Below are 25602 nucleotides of genomic sequence, written 5' to 3' on the forward strand. Positions count from 1 at the left end.
CTTCGATGTCGTATGCCAGGCATTACTGTCGCCCGCGATCCACTCGATCACGAGGCCGTCGACGATGCACTTCTTTCAGTCTGTTTCAACGACAGCTACGACTGTCACCACGTAACCGATGGCGACGAGCAGGTCGTCGCATACACCGGGTACGACGAATATCCAGTCGAAGTTTTCGAGACGGACGAATACACGATCGTTCTCGAGGGCCATCTCTACGGCACAGACGACGTTGCGGCGGCGGTAACGGAGGTTGCCGAGTTCGTCTCGGCGGATCGACAGTCGGAACTCTCCGAGTGGGTCGCTCAGCGAGACGGCGATTTTCTTCTGCTAATCGTTGATCAGACCGACGGCACGACGTGGGCGATAAACGATGCGTTCGGTCGACTGCCGACCTACCGTGCGACCGTCGGAGAGACGACGATACTCACCCGCGAACTCAAGGTCGTCCGCGAACTGGCTCAACAGTTCAGCGATGGACTCTCCGCCGATAGGGTTGCTCTCGGCCAGATGCTATTGTTCGGCTACCCGCTCGGCACGCGGACGCTGTTCGACGGCGTCGAGCAACTTCCGCCGGGTTCGGTCCTCGAGGTTGACTCGGGGACCGTCCGGTCGACGTACGAGTTCCGGTTCGATGAACACTCGAACGAGAATCACTCCGTCGACGAGAACGCCCGTCGCCTCCGGAACGAATTCATCGAAGCTTGCCAGAACCGCGCCCGTGCAACCGACAAAACGATCGTCTCGCTGAGCGGCGGCCTCGACTCGCGGGCGGTGATCGGCGGCTACACCCATACCGATACGGAACTGGTAGCAGCGACGTCAGCGCGTAAAAACGGCGGAAACGCGGCGGAAGTCGATGTCGCGAGGCAGGTCGCGAACGCGCTCGACGTTCCGTGGCAATCGTACGTTGCAGACAGAACCGACCAGCATCGGGAACAACTTCTCGAGATGAGTCAAGGGATGAACAATCTCGGGATGTCCCTCGGACTCAACTTCGCCGAACAGGTGTCGACGGACCACCCCGCCTGTACCTTCGTGACCGGCGACGGGGGAGACAAGGCGATGCCGGACCTCACCCCGTCGAAAGACGTCGAGTCCATGGACGAACTTGTCGAACTGGTCATCGACGGACAACACGTCTTTTCGCTCGAGGAGGTGACGGACATCGTCGATATCGAACGCACCAAACTCATCAGTTCGATCAGCAACAGACTGCTGTCCTATCCCGAATCGACGCTCGAGGGGAGATACGTTCACTTCCTCGTCCGAGAGCGCGGCATCAACTGGCTCAACCACGGCGAAGACCGAACGCGATACTACACCTGGTCGACGACGCCGTTTTACTCGCTTCCGTTCTTTACCGAGGCGATGGCCTGTCCCCCGGAACAAAAGGACGGAACCAAGCTCTACCGGGAGTTCCTCTCCCAACTCCACCCTGAGACGGTCGAGATCGACTACGTCGATTTCGGCGCGCCGATCGACTCGCTCACCTACCGTGTCAAGCGGTTCGGCTACGAGTGGCTCTCCGAACATCCCGCCCTCAAAGACCGCGTCTTCAACCTTCTGGGCCAGGGTGCAAGCGGAGCCGAGAGCCCTCCGGTCGCCCTCGCGGAGGCGACGGGCGATCCATCCGAACTTGAGGACCACTTCTCGAGCGAGGCGGTTCAGCGAATCACGTGGTCGAGCGGGGAGTACACCAGCACCCACCAGTACTTCCTCTTGACGCTCATCGCCGCCACCGCAGAGCAATCCGACGACTCGAGCGAGTCGCAGTCCGGATCGGTTGACGACGAATCGGATCCCCTCTCGGTCTCCCAGTAGTTCGACGCTGTCGACGAACGACGAACCGTCTGCACCGAATAGAGTGTGTTTTTTACCCGTTTGCCACTCGAAACAGACTCGCTGCTCGGTAGTGAGATCGATCGGATTCCTGAAAAATCAGAGAAAGGCTATGAACAGCAGGGAGACATTCAGCACGATCGATCAGAGAGCGGACTGAGGGGTATTTACACTGCGATATATCCGGAATAGATATGGCAGGCGAGCATGTTCTTCGACGGCGAACTATACTTGCGGGTGTTGGGATAGCCACGGCTAGCCTCCCAACCGTACAGGCGTACGACCACGACGACCGTCGTCACCCGTATACACGGGAGGCCGAAGGCGTAGCCGTCACGTTCCACGACTGCTCGCGAATAACAGTCGCCGTCGACGACGACTACCCAGAACCCGAGGAAATCATCGTGGAGATTTCTTACCATGATGGCCCGACGTCAGCGCCGGCGACCGAGGATTTTGACGACGACGACCCGGACTATCCCCGCGAGTTCGACGTGAACTGTCCGTCGGTACTCGGGGAGATCGGTGCTATCAACGACACGTCGGCGGTCGTTCGAGGCGTTCGCATCTATCGAGACGGTAAGCGGCTAGTCTGATGGTTGAACTCGCGTGAGGGTTGTATCGGACTCGAGGACGAGTCCGTCGATCAGGAAGGTATCAAAGCGTACTGCGAGGACTGATATCGTGTGATTCGGCCGCCATGTGAGCGTAGATCGGCATAATGGGTGATTGACTGGTTCTCCGGGCTCCGAACCACGGAAAGACTCACTCCGTTCGTCTTTCCTGCCTTCACCTCGCTCCGCTCGCGGCTTCGCCGCTCGCATTCCCGAGACGCTCACGATGTTCGCGTCCCGCTTCGCTCGGTGAAGACCACCGGGTTCTTCGCCTCCCCGGGCATTTTTCGGCGTCGTCACTCACTTCGTTCGTGACTTCTTGGGAAAATGCCCGGGGAGGGCTCCGAACCCTCGATCTCCGCATGTCCCAGGTTCGAGGCTCGGCAGAGTCCTCGAGGGACACGGAGGCTTCCAAGGCGAAACCGCACCGAATCTCTGAACCCTATGAGTGCGGCGCTATGTCCAGCTAAGCCACCCGGGCCTATTCTTCCGTAGTGCGGTCTCTTTCTTTAACCTTCTCATTCAACTCGTGCATGCACAGCCCCCGCATGGAATCCGTGACTACCCACGGATTTATCACAGGGCATTGCGAACACCGGAACCATGAGCGTCCCCGGCATCGTACAGTCCACTTTGGATGGCAAAGAGATCGTCACGCGCGTTTCTCTCGGTGGCGACGATGAGCTCTTTGTCACCCCCACGGACTCGATCATCTATCGTGCGGATGGCCTGTTGAGCGACGAATCAGTCGAGGAGTTTCCTCACGACGCCGACCGGCTGACGATCTCGGAAGGCCGTCGAAAAACGCGTTTTTCACTCGAGTACGCCCTCGACGGCACTCGCGAGTTCACGATTCCCTCGGGATCGACGAACGCCGTGCTTACCCCGCTTGTCGCGGGTGTACTGAACGGAAACGGAATCTCGGACGCCGGTGAAGAGGTTATTCAAACCTACCGGTTCAGCGAACTCACACTGATCGTCACCAGCGACCGACTCGTCAAACACATCGGAGAGGCGGTATGGGACGAAGACTTCGAGCAGTACCACTTCGACGATGTTACCAACCTCTCGTTCGAGGACGGCAGCGTCGCAACTCAAATCGTTCTCGAGGTTAACGGCCGCCCGAAACGAATCAAGGCCCCGAACGACGAGGCCGTCGATCTCCGAGAACGCCTCGAGCGAGCGTTGTTCGCCTATCACGGCGTCGATTCGCTTCCACAACTCAACGCCGCCGTCGGTGAAAAAGCGGATCCGGAACCGAGCGAGGATCCGGCAACGGCATTCGGAGAGGGCGTCGACCCGCTCGATGCGAACCCGCCGACGCCGGACGAGACGGATCAGGAGTCACCCGAGCCTGTACGCGAAGAGAGTGCAACTACGGACTCGAGTGCGGCGTCGAACGCGGAGCAGGATCACCAACCGGTCGACGGTCCGAGTTCCGCCCAGGAGGCTGAGGAACAACCCGTTGATCCCCTCGCAGAAAGCTCGTCTCGAGACGAGCCGTCGAACCAACAATCCGACGCGGACGCCACACAGCGGGGAACGGTATCCCGGTCGTCCGGGGCCGCAGTGCAAACGGACCGTCCTGCCGAAGGGGACACCGAACGCACTGCCGACGGAACGTCGTCCGCATCCTTTGGCGAGAGCGGATTCAAGTCCGCAACTGCGGGGACCGATCCCGAACTGCTCGAGCGGATCGACGAACTCGAAGCGCAGGTCGCCCGACAGACCGAACTCCTCGAGAGCCAGCAGGAGACGGTCGAACAGTTGATTCAGGAGCTTCGGCAGGGACGATAACAGCCGTCGTTAGCCTGACACGCACAATTTTCGCAACTACTCTCGTCCAGTAACTTTCCGGATACACGAGGAGCCGAACGGACCGATTTCTCCGGCGTCGAGATTCAGGAAGTAGCCAGTCGAGACGCTCGAGCCACAGCGCTGGCAGTGAAAGTCACCTTCTTTCGTGATCACGTCTTCGTCGAAAGTGACGTACTGTCTGCTCTTCGGGCGGATAATCCCGTCTTCGCGCTCGATAATCCCCCGAAGTTCGGCTTCGTCGAGGATCGTTCGGGTGACGGTCGGGTCGTTGGTCACTGTCTCGATTCGATCGACGGCGTCGGCGAGCGATAACGACTCGTGTTCGAGGCGCTCGAGTAATGCCAGCCCACGTTCGACGCGGTCGTCCATCGATGAGTGCTGATCTGCGGAGTAGAATAAACGTTGCGTCCGAACTCGAGGGGCAATGGAACTTGGGAGATCGGCGCAGACGAGTTCCTTGCGCCGTCGAGAAGATGGACCTTGAATAATAGATTTTGTGGTTTCTCGACTACGCAGCACGTTTCCATCCATTTACCCAGACTATGTGAGAGTACATTATTAGGTTTTGACAAATAAATGACTGTCAACCGATCCAAGATCAATCTGTAGGCATGAACTCATACATAACAACAAATAGACGAGACTAATAAATTTTAAATGATGATAGAATCCTATGACACTTTCTATACCCTCCTGACAATGGAAAAATAGGATGTCGGCGACGAATATATTACATGCATCGTCGTCAGATCATTGCTACACTTTGCTCCTTGCCAGTTGGGGTGGTAGTCTCTGGATGTAGCTATTTCAATGATAGACACCAGCAGGAGTCAATTCCTATTGACGTTCATAACGGTTGGGACGAGGTTTTAACCATTGACCTTACCGTGTTATCTAATTCTGGAGTAATGTTTGAGCATCGATATGAGATGGAACCGGGCTCCGGTGACCAGACCCAATCTATTCAAAGAACCCCAACCGAAATCCACCTTGGGTTGAACGAATCACAATCCGAAGAATTCGAATATAATCCGCCGCGTGATTGTGTAATAGCAGATGATGATCCACGAATTACGCTGATGATCTACGAACCTGACGACGTAACGTTGACCTATGGATGTGCCTGGTAGTTTGTTGATCATAACTCACAACCGAGTTAAATCCCCTCCATAAATATTGCGAAATTTATATTATTGGATGTGATTGCTTCTGGTAATGGATCAGGTAAGCAACCAGTGGATTGATCGGAGAAAAATCTTAAAATCAACTGGACTTGCCGGAGTTAGTAGTATCTTAGGGACATCGATGGTATCCGCCGATCAACAGCGTGGTTACAGTCAGGAGGAGTTCGAGCGGCATATCCAGAAAGCAAACAAGATTGAACTGCGCGCGGGCATCGAAGAGCGGGTGAATTACCTGGAGGAGCACGATATCCCAACTACGTACACCCGACTCGTGAACTCTCGACCTGATAAGGAAGAGGGCATGAGTACTCAGGAAGGTACTGGTCAAGGAGGTTTTTGTGTTGAGCCAGACAAATGTGATGGCGATATTGGTCTCAGGCTGACGCTGAGTTTCAATTATCAACTAGCCCGGTACTACGCGAGTCTCTCAATGCGGTATTACTACATGAACCACACTGATATGTACGGGTATGAGGGCCCAGAAAATCCAACGGATGGTGCTGGGATTCTTTGGGATGAGGACCATTGGCAGGTCATTGATCGCAACGATCTTCCAGGCTCGACAACGACCAGTGAGGATGTCTCATGGGATAACGGCAGTTGGAATCAGGAGGGTGTCGGGTATCGTGTTAACTCGAAAATTGCCTGTATGAAGACCGGCACTACTGACAGAGACGAATACGATTGGAGTCGGCCACGAATCGCCGGTGTCTACCTGAGGACTGGTCCTGATCACGAGGACGACTCTGCGATCCACGCCGCTTATGATTATTCGTGGGAAGAGGGCGATGTCAGTGGCGTCTCGGTCGCATACCCGTGGAGTGTGAGTCATGATGTCTCGTATGAGACAAAAACGCAGAACCTCCAGACCGATATCGACGGGGACTCACTTCGAGTCAAACGTAGCGACTCGTAACGATACTGGCCACAGTTTCGTATTTATATCGTAATCGAATTATCAGAGTTACCAACCCCCGTTTCGGGATAACATTAGCAGCGTGGTCAGCTAACAGCGTTAGGATCAAGAAGATCACCAGTCCAAGAGTCACAACACCTTCAACGATAGCGTTCGAACGTCGGTTGATGTCACGGATCCCGCGGCGTGCGATCGGAGGCATACTTCTCGTGAGTGGGATCCTCACTGCTGGGGTAGTGCTTTCACCCGGTTCGACGGCAACGTTTCTCGAGTCAGTTGCCGGCGACCCGGTTCTGTTCGGGCTGGTTGTTGCCGGGTTGTATCTGGTTCGCCCGCTGTTCGCCTGGCCGACCACGCCGCTCGCGCTCGTCGTCGGCTACGGGTTCGGCGTGGCACTCGGCGTTCCGATCGCACTGGTGGGAGTGATCGTTACCGTGACGCCGGTTTTCGTCGCGGCTCGATGGTTCGTTTCGGATCCGAACGACTCGTCGTTGGCGGAGCTCCCATTCGGTGGTGCCATCGATCGAACGGCGACCGCCATCTGTCAATATTATCGAACCGCCGGTCAGATTCGCGGGGTCGCGGTCTCGAGACTCGCTCCGATTCCGTCGGATATCTCGACGTGCACTGCGGCTGTAAGCGGCGTTTCCTATCCACGATTCGTCATCGGGACAGTTCTCGGCGAACTCCCGTGGACGATCACCGCGGTCGTCGTCGGTTCCTCCGCCGCAACCGTGCGTACGGACGGACTCGGCGAACTGGGCTTGTTCCTTACCGCTGGCTGTCTCGTTGCCGTTGTCGTTTTGCTCGCGGGCCCGGCGTACCGAACGATCCGATCGCAATCGCCTGACGCCCAGTAGTCTTCGTTCGTTTTGTCGGTCGCGTTTGGTAGACATCTTCTCGAGCGTGGTTTCTCTCCGTAGCGGAAATCGACAGTCGTCGAAACTCCAAACGACAATACCATGTATCCCGACCCACATTACGGAAGTATGACCGCAGTCGGTATCGACGCCGTCGAGATCTGGACCGGGAATCTCAAACTCGATTTACCTGGTGTATTCGCACCCGAAAAGGGCGAAGACCCCGAAAAATACACCAAGGGACTCGGCCTGAACGCCAGTTCGTTCCCCGATAGCTACGAAGATATCGTCACGATGGGAGCTAACGCGGCTCACCGGTTGATGGAACGCAAGGGCCTCGAACCCGACGATGTCGGCCGGATCGACGTCGCGACCGAGAGCGCGTTCGACAACTCCAAACCGGTTTCGACGTACATCGCCGGCTGCCTCGAGTCGGTCTTCGAGGGCGACTTCCACCATGCAAACAAGGGCGAGCGGAAGTTCGCCTGTATCGCCGGCACCCAGAGTTTGGACGACGCGTACAACTGGATCCGCGCGGGTCGGAATCGTGGCCGCGGGGCGCTCGTAATCGCGACCGACACGGCGCTGTACGCTCGAGACGACCCCGGCGAAGCGACTCAGGGAGCAGGGGCCGTCGCACTGTACATTACCGAGGACCCGGATCTCGTCACGCTTTCGACCGAACAGGGCTACGGTTCGGCCGATGAGACGGACTTTCTCAAGCCCAACCAGCAGTTCCCGAGCGTCGACGGTAAACGATCGGTGCAGGTCTATCTCGCCCGGATGCGGGAGGCGCTGGTCGATTACCAGAGCGTCGCCGGAGAGATTCACCTCGACGACGTCCGGTTCGTTCCGTTCCACACGCCGTTCCCCGGAATGGTCCGGAAGGCGGCGATGCTGGCCTACCGTCACATCATCCGGGATACGGCCGTCGAAGACGAACTCGCAGACGAAATCGGTCGGCAGCCGCGTCCGGAGGCCTTCGAAACTGACGAGGAGTTCCGCGAGGCCCTCCGGGAGTACATGGACGGTCTCAAAGAGACCGACCGCTACCAGGAGTGGTACGCCGAAACGATCGATCCGACGCTGACAATCGCTCGAGAGGTCGGGAACTGGTACACGGGCTCGGTCCACGTTGCGCGAATCAGTGCGCTCAAACACGCCCTCGAGCAGGGCGAAGACCTCTCCGGCCAGAAGCTGGCTGTCGGTTCCTACGGAAGCGGTGCGCAGGCCGAGATTCACACCGAAGTCGTTCAGGACGCCTGGAAGGACGAAATCGGTGCGTTAAACGTCGACGAACAGCTCGAAGAGCGGTACGAACTGAGCTGGGACGACTACGAGGAGATACACGACGTTCACAACCACAATATGGACGTCGATGTCGAGTCGCTAACCACCCCGGAGGGCGAATTCGTCTTCGGCGGCTGGGGCCGGATGGGCGAACGAGAGTACGAGTACGTCGAGTAACGTATCAAATCCGACTGCGGCGAGGACTGTTTTCGACGCGACTATCGGTCGATTTTCGATTCAGCGCTCGACTGAAAGAGGTGCGTTCATTACCCTCTGTTCGGTAGTAGTTACTAACGTGTTTCGGACTGACCCCTCGGGTGCTCGCGGTCTGAGAACGCAGTTTTTGTCCGTCCGAGACCTTCGCTACCCATGAACGGATTACATGCAACGGGGAGTCCGTACGCCCCCCATACGAACGAAAATACCGAGTCCATGCTCGAGGCGGTCGGCGTCGAGACCGTCGAGGAACTGTTCGACATTCCGGAGGAGGTACAGTACGACGGCGAGTTTGAAATTGACGCCAGAACTGAACGCGAAACTCGGCAACTGGTCCGTTCGATACTCCAACGGAACGACGATCTGACGGAACTTCTCGGACGAGGTCACTACGGCTACTACATTCCCTCGGCCGTCGATCACTTGGCGGACCGCTCGGAGTTTTTGACCTCCTACACGCAGTACCAGCCCGAGGTCTCGCAGGGGTTCTTGCAGGCGCTGTTCGAGTACCAGTCGTTGCTCGTCGAACTGACCGGCCTCGGGATCGCAAACTGTTCGATGTACGACGCCGCGACCGCACTCGGCGAAGCGGCAACCCTCGCAGAACGGGTTCGTGACAGCTCGGGCCACCGCGTTCTCGTCCCCGATATTCTGCGCGACGGGAGACGGAGCACCCTCGAGAACTACGTCGCGGGAACCGACCTCACCGTCGAACCTTACGCGACCGACGACGGAAACGTCGATCTCGAGGCGCTCGAGCGCGCGGTCGACGAGGAGACCGTCATGATCTACGCCGAAAACCCGACGGTTCGGGGAACGATCGAAGAACGACTCGCGGAAATCGGTGCGGTCGCCGACGATGTCGACGCGCTGTTTGTCCTCGGAACCGATCCGATCGCGCTCTCCTTGCTCCAGAAACCGGCCGACATCGGCGCGGACGTCGTCATCGGTGACGCGAGCGTTCTCGGTCTGCCGACGAGTTACGGCATGGGTCTCGGACTGTTCGCGACCCGCGAATCCTACCTTCGGCAGGTACCCGGCCGACTCGTCGGCGTGAGCGAAGACGCGACCGACAGGCGAGCGTTCACGCTGACCTTACAGACACGAGAACAACACATTCGCCGCGAACGCGCAACGAGTAACATCTGTACGAATCAGGCGTGGGTCGCCCTTCGAACGGCCATGCACGCCGCCGAACTCGGTCCCGACGGGATGGTCACGCTCGCAAAACGCGGCGTCACTCGAGCAGAGTCCCTCGCCGAGGATGTCGACGCGCTCGTCGGCGTCAAAGCACCTGTCCACAATCGCCGGCACTTCCGCGAGTTCGTCGCTCACGTCGACCAACCGGCACAGCCGATCGCCGCCGATCTCGAGAAACACGGATTCGCGGTCCATGTCGTCGGCGAACACGAGATACAGATCTGCGTCGCCGGCGTTTCCGACGCCAAACTCGATGCGTTCCTCGAGGCCCTAGAGGAGGTGCTTCGATGAGCGACGATCCTCCCGGAAGTACTGACGACGAGGGCAGTCGACCCGAACAATCGCGATACGATCAGGCTCGCTACGTTCGAAACGGTCGATATGAGCCCTTGCTCATCGAGAAGGACAGCACTCGCGTCGAAATCGGCGACGACTCGCCGCTTCCCGAGGAGTTAACGCGAGACGACCTCGAGTTACCTGCTCCATCCGAACCCGAACTGGTTCGTCACTACACGCGACTCTCCCAGATGATCTACGGCATCGACAGCGGCCCGTACCCGCTGGGATCGTGTACGATGAAGTACAACCCGAAATTCACGGAGGACGTCGCGGCCCTGCCAAGCGGTCTGGTCCATCCGGATCGCTCCGACGAGTCGATTCAGGGGACCCTCGAGGTGCTTGCCCGACTGCAGGAGTACCTCGGTCGAATTGGGGGTATGGACGCCGTTACCCTGCAACCGCCCGCGGGCGCTGCGGGCGAGTTCGTCGGCATCCGCGTCGCGACGGCCTACCACGAACACAACGGCGAGGGACATCGCGACGAAGTGATCGTTCCCGAGAGCGCCCACGGGACCAACTTCGCAACCGCCGCACTTGGCGGGTACGACGTCGTTTCCCTACCTAGCGACGAAGAGGGACGAGTGAACATAGAGGCGCTCGAGGCCGCACTTTCGGAGAATACCGCGGCGTTGATGCTGACGAACCCGAACACGCTGGGGCTGTTCGAACGCGACATCTCTGAGATCGCCGAAATGGTCCACGACGCCGGTGGCCTGCTCTACTACGACGGAGCGAATCTGAACGCCCTCCTCGGCCGCGCCCGCCCCGGTGATATGGGTTTCGACGTGATGCATTATAACGTCCACAAGACGTTCGCAACACCCCACGGCGGCGGCGGACCAGGTGCTGGACCCGTCGGCGTCGTCGAGGAGCTCGCCCCCTACCTTCCTGAACCCCGCGTTCGCGAATCCGGCGGCGGCTACGAACTGTTCTCTCCCGAGCACTCCATCGGACACGTCCACGGCTATCAGGGCAACTGGCTCGTCCTCGTCAAGGCCTTCGCCTACATCGCCAGACTCGGCGACGAGGGGCTCACCGACTCGAGCGCAAAGGCCGTCCTCAACGCGAACTACCTCGCGAGTCAGATCGAGTACGACGTTCCGTACGGCCCCTTCCATCACGAGTTTGTCGCCAGCGCGGGCGACCAGGATGCGGCCGATGTCGCCAAGCGAATGCTCGACTACGGCGTCCACCCGCCGACGACGAAGTGGCCCGAAATCGTCCCGGAGGCGCTCATGACCGAACCCACCGAAATCGAGAGCAAAGAGACGCTCGATCAGCTCGCCAGCGGGTTCAACGCGGTAGTCAAAGAGAACGACGAGACGCTCGAGGCCGCACCCGAGCGAACGACCGCGCGTCGAATCGACCAGACCAGCGCGGCTCGGAACCCGCGGCTGTCCTGGCACGCGCTCGAAGAGAAGTAATAACGTTTTAACTTCGAACTCTTCTGAAGAAGGCAAATTTCAGGCAGTACCGATCGGAAGCGTCCTTCGCTATCGGATACGGATGACTCGAGAGTTACACCGCTAAACCATCCGTTAACCGTTTAGCAGCAGTCCAAAAATGAAACCGTAACGCACGAAACGAATCGAGAGCTGCCTACTCCCGACCGAACATCTCGCGCATCATCGGGTGCATCTCCATCATCTGCTCTTCTGCGATCTCCTCGTACAGTTTGTACGTAATGGAGACGGCGAGCAGGAGGCCGGTTCCGTCGACCATCCCGATGGTCCCGAGCATGTTCGCCCAGACGGCGAGCAGTCCGACGAGTGCACCGCCGATGACGGTCACTTGCGGGATGTACCGCTCCATGACCTTCTCGATGACGCCGACGTTCTGTCGGAAGCCGGGAATCTGCATCCCGGAGTTTTGGATCTGGCGCGCGGTCGCGTCCGGACCCATGTTGGTCGTCTCAACCCAGAAGATGGCGAAGATCGCGCCACCGATGACCATAAAGGAGAGGTCGACGCTGACCCGAATCATGACCATCCACCAGGCCTGATCGACCGCGGCGGTCCACCACATCCAGTCTTCTGGTGAGTAGATCGGCGCGGTGTAGTAGAAGAACCCTGAGACGGGTTCGCTCGCGCCGTCGTAGACGCCGAGTGCGGCTGGCATGCCGACCTGACTTTCGAGAATCTGACCCATGAACTGAATGTTCGCCTGCAACGCACGAACGAGGATCATTGGCAGGACGCTCGCGTAGATGAGCTTCACGGGGAAGCGACCGCGAGCACCCTTGACTCGAGCGTGACTCAGCGGGATCTCGACGCGAACCGACTCGGCGTAGACGACGATCCCGAAGATCAGGAACGTCGTTAGCAGAGCGATGATCTGGCCTTCCTCGAGGAAGAGCGTGTACAGGCCATCGCCCGCAAAGATCGAGCCAACGGTCACATCACCGAAGAGGATACGGTACCAGTCGTAGAGGAACCCGCCCTGTTCAGGCTGGATAAATCCGGTGACCAGCCGCTGGCTGACCCCCGCGATAATGAAGAGACCGATACCGCTCCCGATCCCCCATTTGCTCACGACCTCGTCCATGTAGAGGATGAGCACGCCGCCGATGAAGATCTGCGCGAACATCAGCAGCTGAATCTCGGTCGTCGAAAACGCAAAGCCGCCGAGTTGAAGCGACTGCTGGGCTGGGAGGAAGTCGCCGGCAAACACCATTGGCAACGCCGTCAATGCCGTCATGATGATGACGAGCAGTTTCTGAAGCCCCTGATAGAGAACCTGGTCTCGTGGGTCGTCCGTGTCGAGACCAAGCAAGTTCGCACCGCCGAGTAGTTGCATGACGATGCTGGCCGTGACGATCGGGCCAATACCCACCTGCAACAGTGAGCCGTGTTCCCCGGCAATGACCGAGCGGAACTGACCGTAGATGTCCTGTCCGCCGGCTGAGCCGAGCAAGTCGATGTTTGTCAAGAAGAAATACAACACGAGAATACCCGCCGTCCACGCCAGCTTACGCTTGAAGGGAACGTGTCCCTCCGGACGGCGTACTGTCGGCATCCTCGTCAAAACCGGTTCGGCGGCTTCCTTCCATCCCATATGTTATTCCTCGTCGGGTTCGTCGTCGGCTTCGGCTTCCGCAGCTTCTTCGGCGCGTTCGGTGAGGACCGGTTCCCCACCTGCGTCCTCGAGTTTTTCACGGGCGGTGTCGGTAAAGGCATCGGCCGTTATCACGAGCGTGTTCCGGACTTGCCCGCTACCGAGGACTTTTACGACATCTGCCTCGTGACCGTCTTCGACGACGTCACGGGCGTCGATCTCGTAACCGTCGCCGGATTCCTCGGCGAGATCGTCGGCGACGTAGAGCGCGACATCCTCGTCGAGCTTCTGGACGTCGATTTCGACGACCTCCTCTCGGATACCCTGTGGTCGTTTGAAGCCGTGTTTGTGCTTCGGTTCGTAGTTGTGGAACTCGTGTTTTGAGCGCCCGGCACGGCCGCGTCCGCCACGGTGGCCGGCTCCACGCCGGTTCTTATGGGAGCCGCCACTGTGCGTTCGCGAGCCGCGTTGGCGTCGTTTTTTACTCGTCATGATTATCGCATCGATTCTAGGAGCTCGTCAATCTCCGTGGTTGTATGTTTTCCGAGTTGGCCACCTTCGATAGCGGCGTGTTTGACGCCGTCGTGACCACCGCGCGGTGGGTGCAATCGAAGCGTCGGCGAGAGGCCCTGATCGCGGAGGGTCGTCTCCTCTGCCTCCAGTGCCTCGGCCAGCTCGCTGAAATCACTGTACTCCGTGTTCTCGTCGATCCACTCCTCGTCGACATCGGATTGGCGCCCTTCGAGGGGCTCCGCCCGATTCGCGAGCAGCGTTTCGACGACTTCCAGACTCGGCTCACCGTGGGCGACGAAGTCGTTGACCTTCGTGACCATTCCACGGTAGGCGTCGGTGTCCGGAATCAGCGTCGCGTGATTGACGCTGTGAATGTTGAGCATCGAGAGCGTGTCGTCGACGTCCGTGTTGCGGTTTACCTCGCCGCGAATCTGCACGATCGCCTTCATCCCTCGACCACCTCGGGTTGGCGCGCTTGCGAGGCGTTCTCGAGCGCGTTGTAGGTAGCCTTCGCCAGGTTCACCGTCGTCCGGGTGTTGCCGTGGCTCTTGGTCCAGGCGTTCTCGATTCCGGCGAGCTCGAGGACGGCGTGGACGGTGTCACTCGCCGCCAGTCCCAGTCCTTCCGGAGCGGGGATGAGTTCGACCTCGACGGAGCCGGCTTTGCCGGTCGTCTGGTGGGTCAGCGAGTGTGGTCGGTCCGAACGGTCCTCCCACGATCCCGAACCGCGCGGGACCTTGATCATGTTGAGCTTTGCAATACCGATCGCTTTCTGGATGGCAGAGCCGACCTGATCGTCTCGTCCTTCGGCGTAGCCGATGAATCCGTCGCGGTTACCGACGACACAGACACAGCGGAACTTCACCCGCCGTCCGGAGTCGGTCATCCGCTGGACCATGTTGATGTCCAGTACCTCGTCGTCCAGTCCGGGAAGGAGCTGGTCGACGATTTCGGGCTCCTTCAGCGGGAGTCCCGTGTTGAGGGCGTCTTGCATCGTCTCGATTTCGCCCTCCTGGACCTTTCGGCCGAGACGGGTGACTGGCTGCCAGCCGTCGTTGTAGTTGTTTCCACTCATTCTAGGATTGCCTCTCGTACGTCATCGAAGTGTTCGGGTAGTTCGGTTGCATCGAACTCGCCGCTGTAGAGTGGTTCGTCTAGGCTCTCAGCGTACTCGGCGATATGTTCGCCGCGAGTTCGTTCCCAGTCCGCGAGCACACTATCGTTGTGTGGAATCTCGAGACCGGCGTCGATTGCACCCTCCTGAACGGCAAACGCCTTGTTACCGGGTGTCGCCGTGTTGAGGCCGATATCGAGGACCGCTTCCTCGAGACCGGATTCGACGGCGCGCTGGCCAGCTAGTAGGCCGGTCAGATACGCTGCCGGAATGTTTCCTGTTGGTGCTTCCCAACCGTACTCTGCTAAGTCGCTCGAATGTGCACTTGCGTGCGTTTCGTCGCCTTCTGGGCCGGGGGAGATCAGCTGCGCCGTAGTATGCTTGTTGCTCTTGCGAGCAACGAGGCGGGGCTTGCCCGATTTCAGCAGGCGCAACCTCTGGTGGTAGTCCGTCCGGACCTCGCGGCGACGACGCATTGGCACTTTATATCGTGGTCCTGTCGCCATTATTGGTCACCGTAGTTTTCGTCGATGTAGCTCAACAGGTACCGAACGCTTCGGAACTCGCCACCGCCGGCTTTCTTGTAGAGCTGGCGGTACTGCCTCGGCGTCAGCTCGCCTTTGTCGCGGAGTTCACGGAGCTTTCGGCGCTGTGCGCGAATCTGTTTCGTCCACTGTTCTTTCTCGTTCTGGCGTGCGCCCTTCTTTCCTTTACGCTTGCCCGGGCCGTTTTGGTGGCCGTAGGCACGTTTCTTGTTGCGCTCGCGGGCACGGCCGCGGGAGTTTCCGCTGGCATCTTCTGCCTGAATGGTGCCCTCGTCGACGAGTTCGCGAATTTCGTCTCGCGTAATCGCCTCGGCGATATCCGCCTGGGCATCGGGGTCGAGCCAGATTCGGTTCTTGCCGACGTCTAGGACGTCGGATGCAAGTCGTTTCTGTGCGGAAAGATCAGTCATTGTTCGTCCTCCACTTCGACTTCGACGTAGGTTGGGTTCAGCACCCGGACGCCGTCGTCTTCGGCGACTTCCTCGATTCGCTCGCGTTTGCGAGCGCCGACCGAGGAGGCGATTCGGACCGCCTGCGTGTCGCCGTCGACACCCTCGAGGTCGTCAGTGTTCTCGACGTAGACCTCTTCGAAGCCGCTGGGGTGTTTTCCACGGACGGCTTTTGGCGTTCGGTAGCCGGCCTGAACTTTCGGACCCTTTCCTTTGACGCCCCTGCGTTGCTTCGATAGCTGACCGCGCGGGCGTCGCCAGGATTCGGGGGTCCGCTTTTTCATGTGGTAATCCTGCCGGTTGAACTGCGGTTTGCCTTCGCCGCTTCGCTGGCTCAGCAATCGCTGTTCGGTATCCGAGAGGTCGGGCGTCTTCTCGACGAGACCGCGCGGTTGCAGTTCCGTCTCGACGTCTTCCTCGACCGCTTCGGCGTCTTCGTCTTCGATCTCGGCTTCGGTCTCCTCTGTGACCTCGAGATCGCCGACGTCGGCCTTGATACGGGCGGCGAGTGCATTCCCGACGCCTTCCGTGTCGGCCAGATCGTCCTGAGACGCCTCTTTGACGTCTTCGATGGACTCGAATCCGGCTTCGCGAAGTGCATCGGCCTTGCTTGCGCCGACACCGCTGATACTCTCGAGATCCTCCGGTTCGTCGCTTTCTTCGGCGACTTCCGGCTCGGATTCGGTCTCTACGTCCTCGGTTTCCACGTCACCGTCAGTCTCCGAGGGAGCCTGTTCGTCAGCATCGGATTCGTGTTCATCTTCTGCCATTTATCAGGCACCTCCGGCTGCTGGTTTTTCGGTGATGTAGACCCCGTCCTGGAAGACGCGGGTATCCTTTCCTTTGACCTTCGTCAGCTGTTCGATATCTGCTGCGGTCTGTCCAACGTCCTCTTTGTTGGGGCCGACGAGGGTGAGTTTTTCACCGTCGACGGAAACGTCGGTATCACCGTGGATAGTCGTTCGTCGCTCTGCCTTTTCGCCAAGGAAGTTCTCGATGACGACGTCGCCGCCTTCCGAGCGGACCTGCATTGGGAAGTGAGAGTAGAAGACTTCCATCTTGTACTCCCAGCCCGTGGTCACGCCGTGGAAGGCGTTTTCGACGTGGCTCTCGAACGTGCCAACGGTCGCGTTCGTTTTCGCGTCCTCGTTGTCGCTTTCGATGACCACGGTGTCGTCTTCGACCTCGACCGTCACGTCAGGATACCAGAGACGCCGCGTAATGGTGCCTTCTGGACCCTCGACTGTCACGTCGAGATGATCAACCTCAGCGGTTACTTCGTCGGGAATTTCCAGTTCAACTCGCATTGTTAGTAGACGTATGCGATCACCTGCCCTCCAATCCCCTTCTCGCGTGCCTCGTAGTGGCTCATAATGCCACTGCTCGTCGTGACGACGAGCGTCCCGAAGTCTCGAGCCGGGAGGAATCGTTTCTCCCATTTCTCGAAGCCATCGGCACCGACGGCGTAGCGGGGTTTGACGGGCCCACATTCGTTGATCGCTCCTTTCAGTTCGACTTCGAACGTTCCGGCTTTTCCATCGTCGACGAGATCGAATCCGTCGATGTACCCGCGGTCGTAGAAGACCTCGAGTACGCTGCCGATTTCGTTCGAGGCGGGCTGTACCTCGTGGCTCAGGTGCCCGACATCTTCTGCGTTGTCGAGCCCCGAAAGCGCGTTACTGAGCGGGTTATTCCCTGTCATCTGTACTTCTTGAATCCCATGTCGCGGGCGATTTCTCGGAAGCACTGCCGGCACAGGTTGATGTCGTACTTGCCGACGAGTCCCTGCTTTCGACCGCAGCGCTGACAGGCCTCGATCTGGCCCGTGCGCTTTTCGGCGTGTTCGCCCGTTCGTTCGTTTTCACTTTCACTCATCTGTGGACTCCTCCACGTCGACGTCGAAGTTCGACTCGAGGTACGCGATGGCGTCCTCGGGCGTCAGTCGGTGACTCGCTGGAATCTGCTGGGTCGCCTTGTCGCGTTTCGAGACGCGGTAGCCTGGTCGGACCAGGTTAACGGTGACGTCCAGCCCGTAGATCCCGATGCTCGGGTCGTACTCCTGGCTCGGGAACTCGGTGTGTTCTTCGACACCGAAACTGAAGTTCCCCGTATTGTCGAACTGGTTCGCCGAGAGATCGGCGAGTTTCAGTGCCGTCTCGAGGAACTCAGCCGCGTCGTCGTCACGAAGGGTAACCTTCGTGCCGATCGGTTCTCCCTCGCGGATACCGAATTCGGGTTCGGTCTTCTTGGCTTGGGTACGAACGCTTTTCTGGCTGGTAACTTCCTCGATGATGTCTTCAGCTTTCCCGAGGTCGCGACCACCGCGGCCGACGCCCATGTGGACGACGACTTTTTCGACGCGCGGTTTGCGCATCTCGTGGAACTCAGCGTCGCTGGCTTCGCTCATTCATCATCACCCGTGAATTTCTCGTCGATGACGAAGACGTACTCTTCGACGGTTTCGAACAGTTCGTCGTCGGTCTCGACTGTCACGATGTTCGATCCGCTTCCTTGCGTGACTTCGATCTCCTCGATCGTGCCGATCTTGCCGGCGTGGTTGCCGCGAACGGCGGTCACGAGTTCGCCCTCTTCGTACGGGAAGTGAGCGACGATCGATTTGTCTTCGTTGTCGATGACGACCGAGTCTTTCGCGCTGTACTCGTCGTCGACGATGATGTTCGTTCCGTCGTGAAGCGTCAACTGGGTATCGCCGCCAGTGACTTGCTGTTTGCCGTCGATTTTACCGAGGCGGCTGTCGGCCGCGTCGGCGTCGATCGGCGTCAGCGCGAGTCGGCCGCCCTCGTCGGGGAAGATACGGTAGTATTCCTCGAGGTCGGGGAACGCGACGATGTCGAACATCCCGATGGGACGCTGTTCGTCGTTGATTGCGTCTCCGTTGATGAGGATCGAGTCCTCCGAGAGTGCGTAGCGCGCTTCTTTCTTGGAGTCGACGTAGCCGAGAACGTCCCGCAGGAGAACGACGAGCGGAACGCCTGCTTCACCGTGCGGGCCGGCGCCGGCCTTGACGGTGAACGTCTCGGTCTTGCGCTCGACGGGCCAAGATTTCGGTACCGAGAGTCGTTTCTGATGGTTGCTCATGCAGTCTCACCTTCCAGGCGCGCCTCGCGTCGGTCGTCCTCGAGATCGAGGTTCGTGATTCGAACGTTCGAGGGCTCGAGCGGTCGCGGCACTTCTTCGCCGTCTGCCGTCTCGATCGTCACGTCCTCGACGTGGATAACCTGCTCCGTGAGGTCGACCGTCAGCACTTCACCCTCCTCCCCGGCGTGATCGCCGCGCATGACTTCGACCGTGTCGCCCGCGTTGACGCGGGTGCGACGCGTGTCGTACTCATCGCGAAGATCGTCCGAGAGAGTGGCGTGAATTTGCTTCTGTCGCTGGTGAAGCGGGGCACGCGCAGTTTCGTTTCGCTGTTTGTGTGGTTGCTTACTCATTGTCTATACGATCATCGTTGCCGTGCTGGCGATTGCTCCGAAGCGCTCTGCGACTTCGCGGGCGATCGGGCCCTTGATTTCCGTGCCGCGTGGCTCTTCGTTCTCGTCGATGATGACTGCCGCATTGTCCTCGAACTTCAGCCGCGTGCCGTCCGGTCGGCGGATCGATTTCCGCTGACGAACGACGACGGCTTCGAGGACCTGACGGCGCATTTCCGGGGTACCCTTTGTGACCGAAACGGTCACCTTGTCACCGATTCCCGCCTTCGGCTGGCGGCTCTTGGTGCCGTGGTAGCCCGAAACGCTGATGATCTTGAGTTCGCGTGCGCCGGTGTTGTCGGCACACGTGACCAGCGACCCCTTCTTGAGTCCCTGGGTGACGTCGGCTTTCATTGCCTCCATCATTGATCACCGTCGGTTTCGTCTTCCTCGTCTGCGTCCGCCGAAACATCCTCGGCCGAGAGCTCCCGTTCAGGTTCGCTCTGACGGGTCAACTCAGCGAGGTCTTCGGCGGTCGCTTCTTCGGTTACTTCGACGACCACGTGCGATTTCGTCTTCGACAGTGGTCGGGTCTCTGCGATCTTGACCGTGTCACCGACCGAGAGCGGCTCGAGCACGCCCGGCACGTGTGCCGGAATGCGCGAGCGACGTTTCATCTGACGGTCGTACTTCGGAACCGTCACGTCGTACTCTCGCTCGACGACTACGGACTTGTCCATGTCCGTCGAGACGACCGTTCCCTCGAGGATCTGTCCTCGAACGGAAAGCTCGCCGTAGAACGGACACTTCTCGTAGTCGTATTCCTCCGGGTTTTCTGGTTCCGGAGGTGTTGTTACGTCTAGTCCTATTGCCATGGTGAATCACCTGACGTTTCTGTTCGTCGGGCGGGTCGTGAGAGCAGCCGCGATCCATCGACCGTAACGTAGGCTACATCCTCGCCGGCGGCGTCGCGGCGGTCCCCTACGGGATCCTCGCGACGACAGCTAACGGTGGAACCGTTAGCTCGGTCCTCGTCGGTCGACGAGGGTTGAGTGTCGGCCAGTTTGGACGCAGTCCCCGAGGACTTCTCGTCCTCGGCGGCTTCATCTGTGATCGCGAACTCGAACACCGAGCCCGATTTCGGCACCATCACCACTCGAGACTCTCCGTCCTCGTGCTCGACGGTCGAACCGTCTCGCCATCGCTCCGCTTCCGGCGGAACGCAGACCTCTATCGAGAGCGTGTTCGTCGTCTCGACGACGACGCGGCCCTCGAGTCCCTCCCGTCCGTCGTCGTCACTTTCGACGACGCGGACCGGAAGTCCGTTGAGTTCGTGTCGCGGGAGTGTCTCTGGTGTGAGTGCCATCTGTATACTGTTTATTCGGCGTCTGTGTCTTCGTCTTCGAAGTCGCCTTCTTCTTGCTGAATCGTCTTGATCCGCGCGATGGTACGGCCCAGTTCGCCGATGCGACCTGGGTTTTCCGGTGCACCACCGGCTGCGAGGACGGACTTCTGGTTGAGAAGCTCGGTCTCGAGTTCCTCGAGTTCGGCTTCTCGTTCAGCAGCCGTCATGTCGCGGATCTCCGCAACGTGGAGGATCGCCATCAGGAATCACCCTCGTCGGCGTCCTCGTCGTCCGCTGCTTCCATTTCGTCGAGTAGCTCCTCGGCTTCGGCTTCGACGTCTTCCTCGAGTTCATCGAGCTCTTCCTCGATGTCCTCGGCGGAGTCGTCGTCTGCCTCGGCGTCGGCGTCCTCAGACTCGACTTCTTCTTCGATGACCTCCTCGACGACTTCTTCGTCGAGGTCGGGCTCGTCCGCGTCGGCGTCGGTGTCCGCCTCAGCATCGCCGTCCTCCTCGTCGGCCTCTGCAGTTTCGTCTTCTTCGGGCTCGGCCTCGAGCAGTTCTTCGACGCCTTCGTTCGCTTCGACGGCGTCGGGAACGACCTCTTCGGGATCCATATCGTCGTAGATCTGGAAGTCGTCAGGAAGTTCGGCTCCCGGCGGGATGATCTTGACGTCCACGCCGATGGTGCCGAGTTTCATGACCGCGACGCCCTGTCCGTGGTCGACGACCTCTTCGGCGGGTTCGCCGTTGTGTTTGATGTAGCCGCGGTTGAACTTCTCAACGCGCGAGCGTGCACCGGTAACCTTCCCGGAGAGGACGATTTCGGCACCGAGCGCGCCGGCTTCCATGATCCGGTCGATCGTCGTGTGACCGGCCTTTCGGAAGTACCAACCGCGTTCGAGTGCGTTCGAAAGTCGGTCGGCAACGATTCGGGCGTTCAGATCGGGTTCTTCGACCTCCTGAACGTCGATCTGTGGGTCCTCGAGGTTGAACCGGTCTTCGAGGGCCGTCGTCACCTTCCGAATGTTCTCGCCGCCTTTGCCGATGACCATTCCTGGTTTTTCCGCTTTGAGAACGATCTGCGTTCCCATCGGCGTCTTGGCGACGTCCATACCACCGTAGCCTGCGCGACCGAGCTCTTCTTCGAAGAACTCGTCGATCTGCGATCGCTGTAGGCCGTTTTCGATGAATTGGTGTTCGTCTGCCATTTAGTTGTCACCTCCCTCATCAGCGTCGACTTCTTCGACGACGATTTCGACGTCGACCTGCGGCGTGTTCCACGCCGAGGCACGTCCCATCGCTCGAGGTTTCCGACCAACGGATTCGCCGACCTTGTGGGCGGCGACGTGGGCGATCTCCATCGATTGACCGTCGAATCCCTGATGATCTGCGTTCGAGGAAACGTTCTCGAGGAGATCGAGAAATGCCTCGCTGACTTTCTCCGGATAGCGGCCGGCGTCCCAGCCGTCGATATCCGATCGGTGACCGACGCCGCTGTTGTGCGAGCGGAACGGAACCGATTGATTCTCGTCGATGACGTCCTGGAGGTACGCCTGTGCGTCCTCAACGGTTCGACCCTTGAGTTCGCGTGCGACCTCCTTGCTGTGCTTGTGGCTCATGTGACGCTCCCGAAGCATCGCTTTCGCGGTGGCGTCTGGGTCGGCGTCGACTGAGTAGTTGATTCCCATGCGTTGATCACTTCAGTGGGACGAACTTCGACGAGCGAGTTGCACCGATGCCGGCCTGTCCGTGTTCGACGGACGTCCGGGTCAACTGGAACTCGCCGAGATAGTGTCCGATCATCTCGGGTTCGACGCGCACGCGCTCGAAGGACTGGCCGGTGTACACGGCAAACGTCAGTCCGACGAACTCCGGAAGAATCGGCATGTTCCGGAGGTGCGTACGAATCGGTGCGTTCGCGGTCGTCTCCTCGTCTTTCTCGCGGGCTTTCTCGAGCAGCTTCTGCTGTTCGACCGAAAGACCGCGTTCGATACTTCGCCGCTTGCGAGCGGGGAGCAGTTCCACGACGTCCTCGAGTTCCATCTCCTGCAGTTCCTCGAGCGTGTGACCGCGGTAGGTGAACTCACCTTCACGGCCGGTTCGGTAATCAGAACTCATTTGTCACCACCTCGGCCGGTACGGCGCGAGGAAATGTCTCCCACCTTCCGTCCCGGCGGTGCGTCGCGAGAGACGGACTTGGGCTTGCCGGGGTGCTGGCGGCCACCGCCACCGAAGGGGTGGTCGATCGCGTTCATCGCAACACCGCGGACGCGGGGCCACTTCGTGCCCCGGGCCTTCATCTTGTGATACTTGTTCCCTGCCTTGACGAACGGCTTTTCCGTTCGACCGCCGCCGGCGACGACGCCGACGGTTGCACGGCACTGCGGGTCGAGGCGTTTGACCTCGCCGCTGGGGAGTTGAACGACCGCGGCGTCGCGGTCGTGGGTGATTAGGTCCGCGTTGACGCCGGAGGACCGGGCGAACTTGCCGCCGTCGCCCTGGTTCGCTTCGACGTTACAGATTGGGACACCTTCGGGGATCTCCGCCAGCGGGAGCGTGTTCCCGGGCTTGATCTCCGCGGAGATGCCGACCTGAATCTCGTCGCCGACCGTGACTCCCTCGGGAGCGAGGATGAGTCGCTGGTCTCCGTCTTCGAACTCGACGGCGACGACCGGAGCCGAGCGGGCTGGATCGTGCTCAATGTCGACGATCGTTCCGCGAACGACGTCGCTGTCCTCCGGTTTCTTGTGTTCGAGCTTTGCCTTGTATCGGTGGGACGGGGCGCGGAACGTCGGCGTCCCGCGTCCACGTCGCTGTCCAAGAATACGTCGTCCCATTCTCAGAACACCCCGATTCGCGAGGCGACTTCCTGGGCGTCGTCGTCCTCGGAGAGTTTGACGGTTGCTTTCTTGTTCCCGTTCATCGTTACCTGCGTGTTGACGTCAGTGACACCGACGTCGAAGCGCTCTTCGACGACATCCGCGATCTCCGGTTTGGTGGCGTCGACGTCGACGACGAACTGGAGCTTGTTCTCAAAGTCCATGTCGTTCATCGCCTTCTCGGTGACGAGCGGGTAGTCGATGATCGAACTCATCGGTCTGCCACCTCCTCGAGTGCGCTTTCGGTCCAGATCGTCAGTCGACCCGGCTGGGTGCCCGGCGCGAGATCCTCCGCGTTGACTTCGGCGGCGGTCGCGACGTCGGCACCAGCGAGGTTGCGAGCGGCCCGCGATGGACCGGTCTCGCTCGAGGTGACGAAGAGGATCGATGTCGGCGTGTTGTACTTTCGGCCACGGGTTGTCCCGCGTCCGGATCGTACGTTCCGACCCTCGTCGGCACGCTCGATATCGGCGTCGACACCGACCTCCTCGAGGAAGGAGACGACCTCCTTCGTTTTGACGAGGTCTTCGAAGTCGTCGCTGACGACCAGCGGAATTTCTGTGTCGTCGTCGAACTCGTGGCCGCGGTCGGCGACGAGTTCGGCGTCGGTCGTCGCAGCGATCGCGCTGCGGACGGCCAGTTTCTTTTCTTTCGTGTTGATCGATTCAGTCTGATCTTTCTCGGCTTTCGGCGGGTGTGCCTTTCGTCCCTTGACAGCCTGTGGAACGCGGCGAGCGCGTCCGTTCTGTCGTGGAACGTGGGCCATGCCTCGGCCACTACCGAACGATTCCGCAGGCGTTCGCATGCCCGCGAATTCGTCGGCGCCGTAGTCCTGTTTTCGGTTGGCCTGTGACGTGCGGACGGCACGGGCGATCAGGTCCGGGCGGAACTGCGTGTCGAAGACCGCCGGGAGCTCGATTTCCCCTGCGTCTGCACCGTCCAGGTCGCGTACTGTTGCCTGCATGGGTTATCCCTGGTTTGATGCGGTGGAGACGTACCGAACCTCGGGATCGAGGCGCGGCTGGTCTCCGGGTCGGATCGCCGGGCGGAAGCGTACGAGACGCTTGTTCGGCCCGGGGAGCGAGCCCTTGATCAGCGCGTGCGGCCCGTCGACTTCGCCGTAGTTGACGAAGCCGCCGTCGACCGTCGCGTCTGCGCCGTCGCCGATGTCGACGAGGCGTTTGTTCAGTTCGGTTCGCTGGTGGTAGCCTGTCTGTCCCTGCTGTGGAACCGTCGATCGAACGCGGCTCGGGTTCCACGGACCGAGGTTACCGATGCGGCGGCGCCATCCCTGACGGGCGTGTTTGCCCTTTCGCTTCTGGACGCCCCAGCGTTTGACAGGACCCTGGGTCCCTTTCCCTTTCGTGACGCCGCTTGCGTCGACGTACTCGCCGGCACGGAAGACGTCGTTCAGGACGTGTTCGCCGCCGTCGGCGACCACGTCAAGCGCGAAGTCGACGCGTTCCTCGACGGAACCGCCGCCGACGCGCGTCTCCATGACGTCCGGCTTCTTCTTGGGGATCGACTGCAGAGATCCGGGTACTGTGTGGGTGATGACGCGGATGTCGTGGACGCGACCCTGTTCGAGCAGGTCGCGAAGCTTGGCCTCCTCGGCCTCGACATCATAGTCATCCCCGGGAAGGTCCAGAACGCGATCGAGATCGTCGTCGAACTCGTCGGTCCAGACCTCGGTTATCGGCTTGATACCATACGGTGTGTCTTCGTACGCACGCAGAGCAACGGCGCGCATTGGCGGCGTCTCCACGATGGTAACGGGAACGGTCGTCTCCATTCCCTCGGTCGTCGAGTTAGCGGCGTCGTCGACCATTACCACGTGGGTCATGCCGGCCTTGTAGCCCGCGAAGCCCTGGAGCGTTGGCTGTCCATCGTCGTCCGGCCACGAGTTGAATCGTGGGACCTCGCTGGTCGCACGCTGTCGTGGACCGAACCCGAGTGAGCCTTTGCGTGGTGCGTTTGGTTGTGGCATTCTA

The 25602-nt window shown here is 59.7% G+C and carries 33 protein-coding genes and 1 tRNA gene; 8 read left to right on the forward strand and 26 right to left on the reverse strand.

All coding sequences use genetic code 11. The features are described from left to right. Positions 1-12 precede the first annotated feature (12 nt). Both ACYQ14_RS14360 and ACYQ14_RS14365 read left to right on the forward strand, forming a co-directional pair. The gene (locus ACYQ14_RS14360) at positions 13-1824 is read left to right on the forward strand and encodes an asparagine synthase-related protein (RefSeq protein ID WP_459889110.1); all 1812 of its coding nucleotides are present in this window, start codon (positions 13-15) and stop codon (positions 1822-1824) included. A gap of 212 nt (positions 1825-2036) precedes the next feature. After that, a complete protein-coding gene (locus ACYQ14_RS14365; protein ID WP_459889111.1) occupies positions 2037-2438 on the forward strand; it encodes a hypothetical protein in 402 nt (133 codons plus the stop codon). 346 nt (positions 2439-2784) lie between these two features. Here the strand turns inward: ACYQ14_RS14365 and ACYQ14_RS14370 are convergent. After that, a tRNA-Met gene (locus ACYQ14_RS14370) sits at positions 2785-2937 on the reverse strand. Positions 2938-3059: 122 nt separating this feature from the next. Here ACYQ14_RS14370 and ACYQ14_RS14375 point away from each other — a divergent pair. Further along, positions 3060-4253: a DUF7115 domain-containing protein gene (locus ACYQ14_RS14375; RefSeq protein WP_459889112.1), complete on the forward strand. Its 1194-nt coding sequence runs from the start codon at positions 3060-3062 to the stop codon at positions 4251-4253. 36 nt (positions 4254-4289) lie between these two features. On the opposite strand, the gene ACYQ14_RS14380 is transcribed toward ACYQ14_RS14375, so the two are convergent. Continuing rightward, positions 4290-4643, reverse strand: coding sequence for a DUF5830 family protein (locus tag ACYQ14_RS14380; protein WP_459889113.1), 354 nt, complete (start codon positions 4641-4643; stop codon positions 4290-4292). Positions 4644-5489: 846 nt separating this feature from the next. Here ACYQ14_RS14380 and ACYQ14_RS14385 point away from each other — a divergent pair. From ACYQ14_RS14385 to gcvPB, 5 genes are all read left to right on the forward strand, one after another. Further along, positions 5490-6374 (forward strand): hypothetical protein, encoded by an 885-nt coding sequence (locus ACYQ14_RS14385; protein ID WP_459889114.1) that lies wholly within the window; start codon positions 5490-5492, stop codon positions 6372-6374. A 167-nt stretch (positions 6375-6541) separates the two neighbouring features. Continuing rightward, positions 6542-7234, forward strand: coding sequence for a TVP38/TMEM64 family protein (locus ACYQ14_RS14390; protein ID WP_459889115.1), 693 nt, complete (start codon positions 6542-6544; stop codon positions 7232-7234). A gap of 129 nt (positions 7235-7363) precedes the next feature. Next, the gene (gene hmgB / locus ACYQ14_RS14395) at positions 7364-8701 is read left to right on the forward strand and encodes a hydroxymethylglutaryl-CoA synthase (RefSeq protein ID WP_459889116.1); all 1338 of its coding nucleotides are present in this window, start codon (positions 7364-7366) and stop codon (positions 8699-8701) included. Between the two features lie 192 nt (positions 8702-8893). Next, entirely contained in the window at positions 8894-10231 is a 1338-nt protein-coding gene (gene gcvPA / locus ACYQ14_RS14400) for an aminomethyl-transferring glycine dehydrogenase subunit GcvPA (protein WP_459889117.1), read from the forward strand. Next, positions 10228-11703 (forward strand): aminomethyl-transferring glycine dehydrogenase subunit GcvPB, encoded by a 1476-nt coding sequence (gene gcvPB, locus ACYQ14_RS14405; protein WP_459889118.1) that lies wholly within the window; start codon positions 10228-10230, stop codon positions 11701-11703. The genes gcvPA and gcvPB overlap by 4 nt, the downstream gene beginning before the upstream one ends. Positions 11704-11878: 175 nt before the next feature. On the opposite strand, the gene secY is transcribed toward gcvPB, so the two are convergent. The 24 genes from secY to ACYQ14_RS14525 are packed head-to-tail and all read right to left on the reverse strand — an operon-like array spanning position 11879 to position 25598. Beyond that, positions 11879-13333, reverse strand: a complete 1455-nt coding sequence (gene secY / locus ACYQ14_RS14410; protein ID WP_459889119.1) for a preprotein translocase subunit SecY — start codon at positions 13331-13333, stop codon at positions 11879-11881. A gap of 3 nt (positions 13334-13336) precedes the next feature. Further along, positions 13337-13825 carry an uL15m family ribosomal protein gene (locus ACYQ14_RS14415; protein WP_459889120.1) on the reverse strand — a complete coding sequence of 163 codons (489 nt, stop codon included), beginning with the start codon at positions 13823-13825 and terminating at the stop codon, positions 13337-13339. 2 nt (positions 13826-13827) lie between these two features. Next, positions 13828-14295: a 50S ribosomal protein L30 gene (gene rpmD / locus ACYQ14_RS14420; protein ID WP_459889121.1), complete on the reverse strand. Its 468-nt coding sequence runs from the start codon at positions 14293-14295 to the stop codon at positions 13828-13830. Further along, on the reverse strand, positions 14292-14921 hold the full coding sequence (locus ACYQ14_RS14425) for a 30S ribosomal protein S5 (protein ID WP_283835004.1): 630 nt from the start codon (positions 14919-14921) through the stop codon (positions 14292-14294). The genes rpmD and ACYQ14_RS14425 overlap by 4 nt, the downstream gene beginning before the upstream one ends. Continuing rightward, positions 14918-15466 carry a 50S ribosomal protein L18 gene (locus ACYQ14_RS14430; RefSeq protein ID WP_283835005.1) on the reverse strand — a complete coding sequence of 183 codons (549 nt, stop codon included), beginning with the start codon at positions 15464-15466 and terminating at the stop codon, positions 14918-14920. The genes ACYQ14_RS14425 and ACYQ14_RS14430 overlap by 4 nt, the downstream gene beginning before the upstream one ends. After that, positions 15466-15915, reverse strand: coding sequence for a 50S ribosomal protein L19e (locus ACYQ14_RS14435; protein ID WP_459889122.1), 450 nt, complete (start codon positions 15913-15915; stop codon positions 15466-15468). Before ACYQ14_RS14435 ends, ACYQ14_RS14430 begins: the two co-directional genes overlap by 1 nt. Beyond that, positions 15912-16724 (reverse strand): 50S ribosomal protein L32e, encoded by an 813-nt coding sequence (locus tag ACYQ14_RS14440; RefSeq protein WP_459889123.1) that lies wholly within the window; start codon positions 16722-16724, stop codon positions 15912-15914. The genes ACYQ14_RS14435 and ACYQ14_RS14440 overlap by 4 nt, the downstream gene beginning before the upstream one ends. A gap of 3 nt (positions 16725-16727) precedes the next feature. Continuing rightward, positions 16728-17261, reverse strand: coding sequence for a 50S ribosomal protein L6 (locus tag ACYQ14_RS14445; protein WP_459889124.1), 534 nt, complete (start codon positions 17259-17261; stop codon positions 16728-16730). Positions 17262-17263: 2 nt separating this feature from the next. Then, the gene (locus ACYQ14_RS14450; RefSeq protein ID WP_283835009.1) at positions 17264-17656 is read right to left on the reverse strand and encodes a 30S ribosomal protein S8; all 393 of its coding nucleotides are present in this window, start codon (positions 17654-17656) and stop codon (positions 17264-17266) included. Then, positions 17653-17829: a 30S ribosomal protein S14 gene (locus ACYQ14_RS14455; RefSeq protein ID WP_283835010.1), complete on the reverse strand. Its 177-nt coding sequence runs from the start codon at positions 17827-17829 to the stop codon at positions 17653-17655. The genes ACYQ14_RS14450 and ACYQ14_RS14455 overlap by 4 nt, the downstream gene beginning before the upstream one ends. Continuing rightward, on the reverse strand, positions 17822-18361 hold the full coding sequence (locus ACYQ14_RS14460; protein WP_459889125.1) for a 50S ribosomal protein L5: 540 nt from the start codon (positions 18359-18361) through the stop codon (positions 17822-17824). The genes ACYQ14_RS14455 and ACYQ14_RS14460 overlap by 8 nt, the downstream gene beginning before the upstream one ends. Beyond that, the gene (locus ACYQ14_RS14465; RefSeq protein ID WP_283835013.1) at positions 18358-19053 is read right to left on the reverse strand and encodes a 30S ribosomal protein S4e; all 696 of its coding nucleotides are present in this window, start codon (positions 19051-19053) and stop codon (positions 18358-18360) included. Before ACYQ14_RS14465 ends, ACYQ14_RS14460 begins: the two co-directional genes overlap by 4 nt. After that, positions 19050-19406, reverse strand: a complete 357-nt coding sequence (gene rplX / locus ACYQ14_RS14470) for a 50S ribosomal protein L24 (protein ID WP_283835014.1) — start codon at positions 19404-19406, stop codon at positions 19050-19052. Before rplX ends, ACYQ14_RS14465 begins: the two co-directional genes overlap by 4 nt. A gap of 3 nt (positions 19407-19409) precedes the next feature. Continuing rightward, a complete protein-coding gene (locus ACYQ14_RS14475; RefSeq protein WP_049953233.1) occupies positions 19410-19808 on the reverse strand; it encodes a 50S ribosomal protein L14 in 399 nt (132 codons plus the stop codon). Further along, positions 19808-20260 carry a 30S ribosomal protein S17 gene (locus ACYQ14_RS14480; protein WP_283835015.1) on the reverse strand — a complete coding sequence of 151 codons (453 nt, stop codon included), beginning with the start codon at positions 20258-20260 and terminating at the stop codon, positions 19808-19810. The genes ACYQ14_RS14475 and ACYQ14_RS14480 overlap by 1 nt, the downstream gene beginning before the upstream one ends. Next, the gene (locus ACYQ14_RS14485; protein ID WP_283835016.1) at positions 20251-20751 is read right to left on the reverse strand and encodes a ribonuclease P protein component 1; all 501 of its coding nucleotides are present in this window, start codon (positions 20749-20751) and stop codon (positions 20251-20253) included. The genes ACYQ14_RS14480 and ACYQ14_RS14485 overlap by 10 nt, the downstream gene beginning before the upstream one ends. An 11-nt stretch (positions 20752-20762) precedes the next feature. Next, positions 20763-20990, reverse strand: a complete 228-nt coding sequence (gene rpmC / locus ACYQ14_RS14490) for a 50S ribosomal protein L29 (protein WP_283835017.1) — start codon at positions 20988-20990, stop codon at positions 20763-20765. Continuing rightward, positions 20990-21940, reverse strand: a complete 951-nt coding sequence (locus ACYQ14_RS14495) for a 30S ribosomal protein S3 (RefSeq protein ID WP_459889126.1) — start codon at positions 21938-21940, stop codon at positions 20990-20992. Before ACYQ14_RS14495 ends, rpmC begins: the two co-directional genes overlap by 1 nt. Then, entirely contained in the window at positions 21941-22420 is a 480-nt protein-coding gene (locus ACYQ14_RS14500; protein WP_459889127.1) for a 50S ribosomal protein L22, read from the reverse strand. 7 nt (positions 22421-22427) lie between these two features. Continuing rightward, complete coding sequence (locus ACYQ14_RS14505) at positions 22428-22850, reverse strand: 30S ribosomal protein S19 (protein WP_459889128.1); 423 nt, start codon at positions 22848-22850, stop codon at positions 22428-22430. Then, a complete protein-coding gene (locus ACYQ14_RS14510) occupies positions 22847-23569 on the reverse strand; it encodes a 50S ribosomal protein L2 (protein WP_283835021.1) in 723 nt (240 codons plus the stop codon). Before ACYQ14_RS14510 ends, ACYQ14_RS14505 begins: the two co-directional genes overlap by 4 nt. Positions 23570-23571: 2 nt before the next feature. Then, positions 23572-23826, reverse strand: a complete 255-nt coding sequence (locus ACYQ14_RS14515; RefSeq protein ID WP_283835022.1) for a 50S ribosomal protein L23 — start codon at positions 23824-23826, stop codon at positions 23572-23574. Then, positions 23823-24575: a 50S ribosomal protein L4 gene (gene rpl4p / locus ACYQ14_RS14520; protein WP_459889129.1), complete on the reverse strand. Its 753-nt coding sequence runs from the start codon at positions 24573-24575 to the stop codon at positions 23823-23825. Before rpl4p ends, ACYQ14_RS14515 begins: the two co-directional genes overlap by 4 nt. Before the next feature lie 3 nt (positions 24576-24578). Next, positions 24579-25598: a 50S ribosomal protein L3 gene (locus ACYQ14_RS14525; protein WP_283835024.1), complete on the reverse strand. Its 1020-nt coding sequence runs from the start codon at positions 25596-25598 to the stop codon at positions 24579-24581. Positions 25599-25602: the final 4 nt, after the last annotated feature.

It is taken from the genome of Halostagnicola bangensis (genome assembly GCF_054653435.1).